General features: G+C 61.0%; 12 protein-coding genes. 8 read left to right on the top strand and 4 right to left on the bottom strand.

Features of this window, described 5'->3' with window-relative positions; genetic code table 11:
* Positions 1-363: 363 nt before the first annotated feature.
* Positions 364-1,344, top strand: coding sequence for a Gfo/Idh/MocA family protein (locus ACESNB_RS04100; RefSeq protein ID WP_373004237.1), 981 nt, complete (start codon positions 364-366; stop codon positions 1,342-1,344).
* Here the strand turns inward: ACESNB_RS04100 and ACESNB_RS04095 are convergent, their stop codons facing one another.
* Entirely contained in the window at positions 1,345-2,946 is a 1,602-nt protein-coding gene (locus ACESNB_RS04095) for a DUF4332 domain-containing protein (protein ID WP_373004234.1), read from the bottom strand. It lies immediately after the preceding gene.
* A 116-nt stretch (positions 2,947-3,062) separates the two neighbouring features.
* Positions 3,063-4,403 carry an acyl-CoA dehydrogenase family protein gene (locus tag ACESNB_RS04090; RefSeq protein ID WP_373004232.1) on the bottom strand — a complete coding sequence of 447 codons (1,341 nt, stop codon included), beginning with the start codon at positions 4,401-4,403 and terminating at the stop codon, positions 3,063-3,065.
* Between the two features lie 250 nt (positions 4,404-4,653).
* Here ACESNB_RS04090 and ACESNB_RS04085 point away from each other — a divergent pair, with 250 nt between their 5' ends.
* Entirely contained in the window at positions 4,654-4,950 is a 297-nt protein-coding gene (locus tag ACESNB_RS04085) for a hypothetical protein (RefSeq protein ID WP_373004229.1), read from the top strand.
* A gap of 75 nt (positions 4,951-5,025) precedes the next feature.
* On the opposite strand, the gene ACESNB_RS04080 is transcribed toward ACESNB_RS04085, so the two are convergent.
* Positions 5,026-5,418 carry a VOC family protein gene (locus ACESNB_RS04080; protein WP_373004226.1) on the bottom strand — a complete coding sequence of 131 codons (393 nt, stop codon included), beginning with the start codon at positions 5,416-5,418 and terminating at the stop codon, positions 5,026-5,028.
* Between the two features lie 16 nt (positions 5,419-5,434).
* Positions 5,435-5,821, bottom strand: a complete 387-nt coding sequence (locus tag ACESNB_RS04075; RefSeq protein ID WP_373004223.1) for a DUF302 domain-containing protein — start codon at positions 5,819-5,821, stop codon at positions 5,435-5,437.
* Positions 5,822-5,982: 161 nt separating this feature from the next.
* Between ACESNB_RS04075 and ACESNB_RS04070 the strand changes: the two genes are divergently transcribed.
* From ACESNB_RS04070 to ACESNB_RS04045, 6 genes are all read left to right on the top strand, one after another.
* Positions 5,983-6,885, top strand: a complete 903-nt coding sequence (locus tag ACESNB_RS04070) for a haloalkane dehalogenase (protein WP_373004220.1) — start codon at positions 5,983-5,985, stop codon at positions 6,883-6,885.
* Positions 6,886-6,889: 4 nt separating this feature from the next.
* The gene (locus ACESNB_RS04065) at positions 6,890-7,282 is read left to right on the top strand and encodes a hypothetical protein (RefSeq protein ID WP_373004217.1); all 393 of its coding nucleotides are present in this window, start codon (positions 6,890-6,892) and stop codon (positions 7,280-7,282) included.
* On the top strand, positions 7,279-7,704 hold the full coding sequence (locus ACESNB_RS04060) for an NUDIX domain-containing protein (protein ID WP_373004214.1): 426 nt from the start codon (positions 7,279-7,281) through the stop codon (positions 7,702-7,704). Before ACESNB_RS04065 ends, ACESNB_RS04060 begins: the two co-directional genes overlap by 4 nt.
* Before the next feature lie 18 nt (positions 7,705-7,722).
* A complete protein-coding gene (locus tag ACESNB_RS04055) occupies positions 7,723-8,340 on the top strand; it encodes an ElyC/SanA/YdcF family protein (protein ID WP_373004212.1) in 618 nt (205 codons plus the stop codon).
* Positions 8,341-8,496: 156 nt separating this feature from the next.
* The gene (locus ACESNB_RS04050) at positions 8,497-10,089 is read left to right on the top strand and encodes a phosphoenolpyruvate carboxykinase (RefSeq protein ID WP_373004209.1); all 1,593 of its coding nucleotides are present in this window, start codon (positions 8,497-8,499) and stop codon (positions 10,087-10,089) included.
* Positions 10,090-10,202: 113 nt separating this feature from the next.
* The coding region (locus tag ACESNB_RS04045; protein ID WP_373004205.1) for an acetyl-CoA C-acyltransferase at positions 10,203-11,392 on the top strand (1,190 nt) is incomplete at its 3' end.

The following is an 11,392-nucleotide window of genomic DNA, read 5'->3' as shown; positions in this document are numbered from 1 at the left end:
GCGAGTGCCCGAGCGCCGGGAATGGCCTTGAACATTGCCGGTGCGAAGGATGAAGCCTGTCGCTCAGCTGAATTCAACACAATCCCCAGCGCCGTCTTGGCAGTAGGTTCCGAGAGTCCATTGATTTTAGCGATGTGCGCAATGAGAACATTCAGCATTAGCGTGGCACTCCTAGGATTAATGGCTCCGGAACCCCCATTAACCTCCCACATGCTTTCCGATTCGTTACTGCACGCCGTCGCAAGCAGCCAGATTTGCGATTTAACGTTAAGCGCTGTTAGGTCGGGGTAAACAGCAGCGTGATTTGTGTTTACGCACTGTCCACAGACCGAAATCAGGTTGAACAAAAACAAGGCACTTCCAATGATCAGGATCGGAATCCTCGGCGCATCAAAAATTGCACCGCCTGCGCTCATAAACCCGGCCCGGCTGCGCGATGATTGTGAGATCGTTGCCGTCGCCGCGCGCGACGCAGCGCGCGCCCGTGCGTACGCTGCCGAAAACACAGTTCCGGATATTGCCGATTCCTATGAAACCCTGATCGCGCGTGATGACATTGACCTCATCTACAATGCCCTGCCGCCGCACCGTCACGCCGACCTCACCATCGCCGCGCTCGAAGCCGGCAAGGCCGTGCTCTGCGAGAAACCGTTCGCCATGAATGCAATCGAAGCAGCCCGCATGACCGACGCTGCGCAGCGCACGGGACGCGTCCTCATCGAAGCCTTCCATTATCGCTTCCACCCGGCCTTCCAGCGCGTCTTCGATATCGTGCGCAGCGGACGGCTTGGCACAATCCGCCGGGTCGACGCCGCCTTCGATGTGACGATCCCCTACAGGCCGGGCGAGTTACGCCACACGCTGGAGGTGGGCGGCGGCGCGCTGATGGACCTCGGCTGCTATCCTGTCCACTGGGTGCGCACGCTGGTTGGGACCGAGCCTGAGGTCGTCTCAGCCACCGCTCATTGCGACCGCCCGGGCGTCGATACAAGCATGGCCGCAGAGCTGCGCTTTCCAGGCGGCGAAACCGGATCGATCCACACGACGATGGCACCGGACACAAAGTTTGATGCCTGGATCCGGGTCGAGGGCTCACTGGGCCAGCTCGAGATCAAAAACCCGATCCACCCCCATCGCGGGCACATGATCACCACCACGATCGACGGCGACAACCGCACCCTTACCGCCCCCGGCCAGACCACGTACGACCACCAGCTCGCCCACGTCCTGGACGTGCTGGCGGGATGCACGCATGCGCTTACAGGCGGCCGGGATGCCGTCGGGAACATGGCTGCAATCGACGCGATCTATCGCGCCGCCGGCCTGTCACCTCGCGGGCTCTGATCAGCCGGCGCTCGCCTGCGCCATGCTGATCCAGCCTTCGACTTCCACTTCTTCAAACTCCGCATCTTCCCACAGCACCCGGTCACCCTGCGGCGTCGTCAGGAAGTCCATGGCCGACAGGAAGACGTCCCGGGCCGAGGACGCGGCAAGGTCAGCAGCGGTTCGTATTCCGGCGCCCACGAGGATTTGCGTATCATGCACACGCAGGCCCGGCACATCCATCATCAGGCGCGACTGGTCCTGCCAGTCCGTCAGCGCCTCTGCATCAATGTGGCGGACGTTCAGCAGGTGCACGGTCTCTTCAATGTCGCAGTCCAGCAGGTCGCCGACATTCATGATCCCGGCCCTTCCAAGACGTCGCGCCGTCTTGCGACCAACGGAGGGGGCATCAACGACCGGCGATTCCCGTGTCAGGGCGCCGTGACCGCCAATCGACTCGACGGGTGCCAGTTCAGGTTCGGCCTCTGCGCCGGGCGCGGCTTCCGGCTTGGGCGCTTCCTTGACCGGAGCAGGCTTGGGCGCAGGCTTTGGTTCGGGTTTCACAGCGGCTTTGACTTCGGGCACAGGCGCCGGCTTCGGCTTTGCCTCCGGTTTCGGTTCCGGCTTTTCGCTCCTGATCACCGGCCCGTCGTCTAGAGGTTTCACCCGCGCGCTGCCAAGCGGCGCAAGTTCCTGCGCGTCGAGCTGCTTCAGCGGCACACGCAGCACCTGTTTCGCATGCAGCTTGCGGATCGCCTTGTCGTCGTCCGGCAGCGTCTTGACCACTTTGCCGGTCTTCTGGAACTCGGCATACATGCGTTCGACCTGGCGCCTGTTGCCCTCATCCGCGATTTTTCGCGACAGTTTGCGAAGCGGAATATCCAGCGTCTCGATATAGCCCTGTATCGTCAGGTTTACCTTGGGCGGCGCCACGGCCGCCTCTTCGATGGCACGCGACATCAGCGTCGCCATGCCCGCCGTCGCATAGGCGACAAGGTCGGCGACGATCTCCAGCATGGTCTCATCGAGCCCAGCCGGCGGATCCTTTACGCCAACATCAAGGTCGTAGTGATCAATGAATGTCTGGTAGTGGGGATGCGACCGCTCAGCGCCGGCCCGCACCATGTCGGACACGAAGCCCACGCCATTCGGCACATGGATTTCCGGATAGCCATTAGCCTCGATGCGCGCCGTGATCTCGTCATTGGACTTGGCGATGCTCCATTCCACCGCACGGTGGATGGCGCCTTCTTCCTCGGTCTGGCCAGTATGGAAGGGCTGCAGCGGATCGGCATAATAATGGCTCAGCACGCCCAGCGCATAGGCGGCCTCGCTCCACTTCTTGCGCGAAAGCAGGTCGACAGCCGTGGCATACCATTCGGTCGCCTTGTCACGCGCGCCGCCCCACTCGCCTTCGGAAATGTGCAGGACGTGATTGCGGAAATCCTTGAACGCCGTGTCCGGCGCCTTGGCCCCCTTCAGCAGGTGCTCATGGTGCACCAGGAACAGCGACTTCCACTTCTCGGCCTCATCGGCGCCAATCAGGTCAAGCGCATTGAACGCGATATGGTGATGTGTCGACGTGCAACGGTGCGCACGGATCACCCGTTCGAGCAGGGACATGGCGGGAACTCCAGTGTGGTGAATCTTTCACCGACTCTGCCCCCACGAAAGTTACCGCAAAATTAACCCTTTGCCGCCCGGCGGGGATTTGCCTCCCGCCGGGTGCAATTTGGTATCTACCGAACCGCAAAATCCGTCGGCTCGGTGCTCTTGCCCTTGGCGTCTTTTTCGCCGCGGGGCTGGCCATGCTTTTGCGCGCCCATGAAGCCGAAAAGGTGCCCGGCAACCTTGCGCATCTGGATCTCTTCTGAACCCTCGGTGATGCGATAGCGGCGGTGGTGGCGGTAAATGTGCTCGAACGGCTTGTGGCGGGAATAGCCCATGCCGCCATGGATCTGCATCGCGCGGTCGGCGGCGTTGCAGCAGAGCCGGTTTGCCCGGTAGTTGCACATCGACACTTTGTCCGACAGCTTGATCGCGACTTCCGGCTTGGACATCTGATCCATTTCCCACGCCGTCTTAAAAATCAGCAGCCGGAGCATCTCCGCTTCCGATGAGAGTTCCACGATCGGGAACTGGATGGCCTGGTTGGTCGACAGCTTCTTGCCGAACGGCGCGCGCGTGTTCGCATAGTCGATCGACTCGTCAATGCAGAACAGGGCCGCACCAACCGAGCTGGCAGCCTGGCGAATGCGGTTCTCGTGCACGAAATGCTGGGCCAGCGCGAGACCACCTTCGGGCGGGCCGAACACGGCGCTCTCGGGCACCCAGACATCCTTGATCGTCAGGCGCGGGTGATCGGTCGGCATGTTGAACGTCCACATGTATTCGAGAATCTCGATGCCCGGATCGTCCGCCGGCACGAGCAGGCACGTGATGCCGCGTGCATCACCGTCCTCGCCGCTGGTGCGGACAAAGCACATCATGTGCGTGGCATGGTGCATGCCGGTGATCCACATCTTCTCGCCATTAATCAGCCAGCCGTCCTTGCCGTCTTTCTTGTGGCGGACAGCACGGGTTTCCATATGAGTCGCGTCAGAGCCGTGATTGGGCTCGGTCAGGCCGAACGTCGCGCGGAACTTGCCCTCAAGGGCCGCCGTCGCGAGATGCTTCTGGTCGTCGCGGGCAAAGTCGCGCAGCATCAGGATCTGCGGCATGTTGCCGACGATGGAATGCTCGTTCTGCAAGTCATTGTGCAGGCCGAGCCCCTTGCGCGCGAGATGTTCGCGGATGATCGCCATGGCCAGGTTCGACCCGTTCTGGCCGCCATATTCCTTCGGCAGGCCATACCGCAAGTGGCCTGCTTCGTCCGCGAGGCGTCTCGCCTTACCCAGCAGCTCTTCCCATTCCTTGCGCGGCAAGCCCTGATTCTCAAAATCTGTGCGCGCCCATTCGCGGCGATGGTCGAAGAAGCGGATATTGTCATCCTGCTGTTCGAGCGGCTTGATCGTGTCCTCGATGAACTGGTCGAGCACGACCAGATAATCGGCGATATCCTGCGGAATATTGAAGTCCATGATGTCTCTCTCCCGGGCGTGTGCCTCTGTTCTTTCGGCCACTCTAACTCAGGCACGGGCAGGAGCAATTTGTGTCGTAGGGGCAACCGAGACGAGAAGAGATTTCCGCTTGGGGAATTCGACCGATTCTGTATTCTGAACACTTGACCAAGTATTCAACGTTTGATAATCATTATTCTGAAGGGGGTGTTTGCCCTTTCTTCACTGCGTTGCACGCTCATCATAAACCCCGAACGAAAGGCACCCTCCCATGCTACGTTCCGCCCTTATCAGCGCCGCCGCCCTGGCGCTCGCTGCTCCCGCCCTCGCTGGCACATTCGTGTTCGAAACGGCCGCCCCTGTTGCCGACAAGCATGTCATCGCCGAGAGCGTTGTCTGGACCTGCGAAGGCACGACCTGCGTCGGCGAACTCGATCGCAAGAAAGCCTCCGTCCGCATCTGCAAGAAGATCGCCAAGGAAGTCGGCATCGTCACCGCCCTGCGCAACGACAAGTCCGAACTGACTGCCGACGATATCGAAGCCTGCAAGGCCGCGGCGAAGACCTAACTCTCTCTTCACCTTGAAGAGCCTCACCTCGGGCCGCTGCGGGAAACCGGGGCGGCCGCTTTTTTGGGGCCGGTATCAGGCCTCCGGTTCAACCGGCTGCCAGAGCTCCACTTTCCGGCCATCAGGATCCATGATCCAGGCAAAGTGGCCATAGCTTTCGATCATGGGCTCGCCCTCGAGATCCACGCCTTCGGCCTTCACCCGTTCGAGCACGCCGGGCAGATCGTCGACCATGAGATTCATCATGAAGTCGCTGCTCGAAGGCTTGAAATAGTCACTCTCTCCCTTGAACGGCGCCCATATGGTCTGGGCAGCCTTGGGAAAAACGCCTGCCGCGCTGGCATGGCTGAAACTGCTGCTGCCGAAATCGTCAATCTCGATGCCGAGTACGCGCGTATACCAGGCGCGTGTCGCATCGACGTCCTTGCACAGAAAAAACAACCCTCCCAGGCCGATCACTTTTGCCACTTCCAGGCCTCCTCTTCTATATCGCTGCGATGGCTTCGGCGAGCAGGTCGCGCACCTCGCCAGCAACGCGGATAAGTTCAATGTTGTCGATTGCCTGCATGGAGGCAACCGGGTCGATGGCGCTCACTTCGACTGCGTCGCCCACCTGCCTCAGGATGACATTGCAGGGCAGCATCGCCCCGACGCGCGGTTCCATCCCGATGGCCTGATACGCCATCTTTGGATTGCAGGCACCCAGGATGCGGTAGGGCGGCATGTCGACATCCAGCTTCTTTTTCATCGTGCCTTTGACGTCGATCTCGGTGAGCACACCGAACCCTTTGCCTAAGAGGGCGGAGCGCGTGCGCTGGTCAACCTCGTCAAAACTCGCTGCTGTGATGGTTCGGTTGATCGTGTATGACATGGTGTTCTCCAAAGGGTGTTTCCGGTCCGGCTCGAACCAACTCACGTGTCATGATACCATAATCATCCGACGCCATTAGTGTGTCTTTGAGAAAGTCGCCCTGTTGGCATTCGCCACGGCCTAACGCATGGTACTTGCAAGTACAGACCAGAGGATTTCCCATGCCCCTCGACGCAAAACGTACGCCGGATACCCGTTTCGACAACCTGCCCGGTTACGACTACGCGCCGCATTACGTCGACGACCTGCCCGGTTATGAAGGCCTGCGAGTCCACTATGTCGACGAAGGCCCACAGGACGCCGTCCGCACTTATCTGTGCCTGCACGGCGAGCCGTCCTGGGCTTACCTCTACCGCAAGATGATACCCGTCTTTCTCGACAGCGGCGCCCGGGTTATCGCCCCCGACTGGCTGGGCTTTGGCCGGTCTGACAAACCCGTCGATGACACGGTCTACACATTCAACTTTCACCGCAACATGATGCTCGAACTGATCAAGCGGCTGGACCTGAAGAATGTCACGCTCGTCTGCCAGGATTGGGGCGGCCTGCTTGGCCTGACAATCCCGATGGACATGCCCGACACATTCGAGCGCCTGATCGTCATGAACACGGCCATCGCCACAGGCCAGTCCCCCGGCGCCGGCTTCGACCAGTGGAAAGCCTATGTGCGCAACCAGCCGGACATGGACGTCGCCGCCCTGATGAAGCGCGGCACGCCAATCCTGTCCGATGCGGAAGCCGCCGCCTATGGCGCCCCCTTCCCGGACGCGACTTACAAGGCGGGCGTGCGCACCTTCCCGGAACTGGTCATGGTGGCGCCCGGCATGGAAGGCGTCGACATCTCCAAACGCGCCGCGCTCTGGTGGACGAATGATTGGTCGGGTGACAGTTTCATGGCCGTCGGCGCGCAGGACCCTGTGCTCGGCCCGCCGCAAATGGAACAGCTGCGCAAGACGATCCGCAACTGCCCGGAACCGATGATCGTCGCCGATGGTGGCCACTTCGTTCAGGAATGGGGAGAACCCGTCGCTCGGGCAGCACTGCAATCGTTCGGCGAGCTTTAGCGCCATGATGGACGTCTTCGCCGCATTCAATGCCGACGTCGCCACCCAGCCGCAATGGATCCAGGTCTGGCTCAATGTCCTTGTCGGCGTACTCGCCCTGTCGATCCCCTTCAGCTTCGTCCGGGTCGAGGCACGCTGGACCCTGCTTGGCCTCGTGGTCGGCGCGGGCGGCATCATGTTTCTTTACAGCCAGTTTGGCTACAGCCGCATTCTCGGCCTCGGCCATGTGGTCGCCTGGACGCCGCTCGTCGTCTACCTGCTCACACGCCGCTCCAGTTGGCAGGTGGCAAGCACTTGGGCCGGAAAATGGATTGTCGCGGCTGTCGCGGTCCTGCTCGTGTCACTGGCCTTCGACTATGTCGACGTGATCCGCTGGCTGGTTGGAGACCGCGCATGACAGCCTATCCCGAGGCAGGGTGCGGCGCGGCCATTTTCGATGACGCAGGCCGGCTTCTACTTATCCAGCGCCTCACCGAACCGGAAGCCGGTGCGTGGGGCCTGCCCGGCGGCAAGATCGATTTCGGCGAGCCGGCGCGCGAAACGGCCCGGCGCGAGATCGCCGAAGAATTGGGAATTGAGATCGACGTCAACGACCTCGCCTGCATAGCGGAAATTCTGGACGGCGGTGATGGACGCCATTGGGTATCGCCGATTTTCTACGCGCGCGTTGTTTCGGGCACACCCCGCCTGATGGAGCCTGAAAAACATGGCGGTTTCGGCTGGTACAGCCTGGACGCCCTGCCCACCCTCCTCACCACCCCTACGCTCGCCCTGCTGGACACGCTCAAAACTACACCTGTCCCCTCGCCCGCGTCCTGAATCCTGCTAAGAAGCCGCATGAAAAAACTGCGATTCCTGTTGGTGCGGCTCTTGGTTGCGGACCTCTTTGCAACACTCATCTTTTTCGGCCTGACCCGCTTTGTCGATCAGACCGGAAAGATCAGCCAAGGTGCAGGCGTCGTTTTCTATTCCGACTCGGCAAAGGAAGCTGACGCCCGCATAGACAAGGGCATTGCCCTGCTCGAGGCGGGCAAGGTGGACAAGCTGGTGATGGTCGGCGGGCACCGCCCGCAGGAAGGTGTCGTCGGCAGCCAGGATATGGCGCTCACCGCCATCCGCCGCTCCGGCTATGGTGCCCGGATCACGGCAGACGTCTCGTCGCGCGACACGATTTCCGGCCTTCAGACACTCGCCAGCCAGCCCGGTTTGACCGATGCCGAACAACTCGTGTTCATCTCCAATTGCATGCATCTTCTGCGCGCCAAGATCATCTTCCAATCCGTCACGCATGGCGGCCCGAAGGCGCGCACGGCCTGCGCAAAAGCCAGCCTGAATCCGGTCGATATCTGGAAACGCGCACATTATGAGGTGGGCGCATGGATTGTGTATGTCTTGCCTGAAACATGGCGCGATACCGTGCTCGATCGACTGCGTGGCAAGCCATCGGGTGAGTGACGAAGGCAGGCAAATCCGTCCGGATTTCAACATGTTATCGCTAACACTGCTTCAAACTGTCCATGTCTTGGGCATGAATGTTGCAAATTTCCGGTCCGTGCCATTTAGTGGCTCAATCTAATTCGCCAGAGCGCCGAACAAAATTCCGAGGAAACCATGAGCGATACCGTAGCCATTCTTACTGAATTGGGCGTGCGCCCGAAATCGGTCCGGAAAAACTGGAAAGAACCACGACTGTATGAAACCTCTGTCACAAATGGGGAATCCCGCGTTGCAAACGGCGGCGCGCTCGTCGTTGAGACCGGACAGCACACGGGCCGCTCAGCCAAGGACAAGTTCACTGTGCGCGACGCCACGACCGAGAACACAGTCTGGTGGGAAAATAATGCCTCGATGACGCCGGCGCATTTCGACACGCTGCTGGCAGACTTCACGACGCACCTCGCCGGCCAGGACGTCTTCGTCCAGGAACTCTTCGGCGGCGCCGACCCTGATCACCGCCTGCCCGTCACGGTCGTCACTGAATTCGCCTGGCACTCGCTATTCATTCGCCACCTCCTCCGTATCCCTACGGATGCAGAGCACACGAATTTCAAATCCGAATTCACGATCATCAATTGCCCGAGCTTCCGCGCCGATCCCGCGCGTCACGGAACGCGCTCGGAAACCGTCATCGCCGTGAGCTTTGCCAAGCGCATGGTCCTGATCGGCGGCACGTCCTATGCTGGCGAGACCAAGAAATCGGTCTTCACCGCGCTCAACTATTACCTGCCGGTCAAGGGCGTCATGCCGATGCACTGCTCGGTGAACACGTCCGAGAAAGATGACGCGGCGATCTTCTTCGGCCTCTCGGGCACCGGCAAGACGACCCTGTCGGCCGATGCCAGCCGCATCCTGATCGGTGATGACGAGCATGGCTGGTCGGAAAACGGCCTCTTCAATTTCGAAGGCGGCTGCTACGCCAAGATGATCAAGCTCTCGCCCGAGGCCGAGCCTGAAATCTACGCGACAACAAAGCAATGGGGTACTGTCCTCGAAAACGTCGTGATGGATCCGGTCACACGTGACCTTGATCTCGACGATGGCACGCTCGCCGAAAATTCGCGCGGCGCCTATCCGATCTCGGCGATCCCGAACGCATCGGAATCCGGCCGCTGTGGCCAACCGAAAAACCTGGTCATGCTCACCGCCGATGCCTTCGGCGTGATGCCCCCCATCGCCAAGCTCACGCCCGCGCAGGCCATGTACCACTTTCTGTCCGGCTATACCGCCAAGGTCGCCGGCACAGAGAAGGGCGTCACGGAGCCGACCGCCACATTCTCCACCTGCTTTGGCGGACCGTTCATGCCGCGCCATCCGTCCGAGTACGGTAACCTGTTGCGCGATCTCATCGGCAAGTATGACGTCGATTGCTGGCTGGTCTCGACCGGCTGGACCGGCGGCCCCTACGGCCAGGGCAATCGCATGCCGATCAAGGCGACGCGCGCCCTGCTCAATGCCGCCCTCGACGGTTCGCTGAACAAGGCGACGTTCCGCAAGGATGAAACCTTTGGCTTCCTGGTGCCAACGGCCCTGCCAGGTGTCGACGCCAAAATTCTCGATCCGCGTTCGACCTGGGCCGACCCGGTCGCCTATGACCGGCAGGCCGCCAAGCTCGCCGACATGTTCGTGGCAAACTTTGCCAAGTTCGAGACCTATGTCGACGAATCCGTGCGGGACAGCGCCCCAAAGGCGAAAACACCTGCCTGACGCTGCGGTTTCCTGACGCTGACGTCAAGGGAAGGCTGGCGCCGCGCGCGCCAGCCCGTTAGTGTGCGCCGCAACATTCGAAAATCTCTGCAAAAACTCTGGAGGAATACCAAATGCGTGAAGCTGTTATCGTATCTTACGCCCGTACCGGCATGGCCAAGACCGGCCGGGGATCGCTGAACGACACCCATGGCATCACGATGGCCGGACACGCCATCAAGAGTGCGCTCGAGCGCGGCGGCGTTGAAGCCGCGGCTGTCGAAGACGTGTTCCTCGGTACCGCCCAGCCTGAAGGCGCCACCGGCCACAACGTCGCCCGCAATGCGGCACTCTGGGCCGGTTGCCCGTCCACCACATCGGGCGCAACGATCAACCGTTTCTGCTCGTCGGGCCTGCAGGCCATCGCCAATGCCTCGCACACGATCATCAATGAAGGCGCAGCTGTCACCGTCGGTGGTGGCGTCGAGAGCCTCTCGCTCGTGTCGCGCTCAGGTCACATGAACCTGTTCCGCTACACCGAAGAAGAGCTGATGAAAAAATGGCCTGCGATCTGGATGAGCATGATCGAAACGGCTAAAATCGTCGCCGACCGCTACGGCGTGTCGCGCGAAGATCAGGATCGCTACGCTGCCGAAAGCCAGCGCCGCACCGCCGAGTTCCAGAAAAAAGGCTACATGGCCGAGGAAATCTCGCCGCTGAAAACGCGGATGAAACTCGTCAACAAGGAAACCGGCGAAGAAACCTTCCAGGACGTCGTCTGCGACAAGGATGAGTGCAATCGCCCCGGCACGACCTATGAAACGCTCGCTGGACTCAAGCCTGTTTTTTCCGGCGGCATGGTCGTCAAGGAAGGCAAGTATGTCACCGCCGGCAACGCGTCACAGCTTTCCGACGGTGCCGCAGCCGTGGTCGTCATGGAAGCCAAGGAAGCTGCCAAGCGCGGCCTTGCGCCACTCGGCCGTTTCGCCGGCTTCAACGTTGCAGGTTGCGATCCTGACGAAATGGGCATCGGCCCTGTCTTCGCCATCCCGCGCCTGCTCGAGCGTCACGGCCTGACAGTCGACGATATTGATCTGTGGGAGCTCAACGAAGCCTTTGCGTCGCAGTGCCTTTACAGCCGCGACCGCCTCGGCATCGATCCCGAGAAATTCAACGTCAATGTCGGCTCAATCTCGATCGGCCACCCGTTCGGCATGACCGGCGCACGCTGCACCGGCTCCGTCCTGCTCGAAGGCAAACGCCGCGGCGCCAAATGGGGTGTTGTCTCCATGTGTATCGGTGGCGGCATGGGCGCAGCCGGCCT

Origin of the sequence: Hyphomonas sp. (assembly GCF_041689225.1) — a bacterium.
Taxonomy (GTDB): domain Bacteria; phylum Pseudomonadota; class Alphaproteobacteria; order Caulobacterales; family Hyphomonadaceae; genus Hyphomonas.
This window is presented reverse-complemented; position numbering and strand designations above follow the sequence as displayed.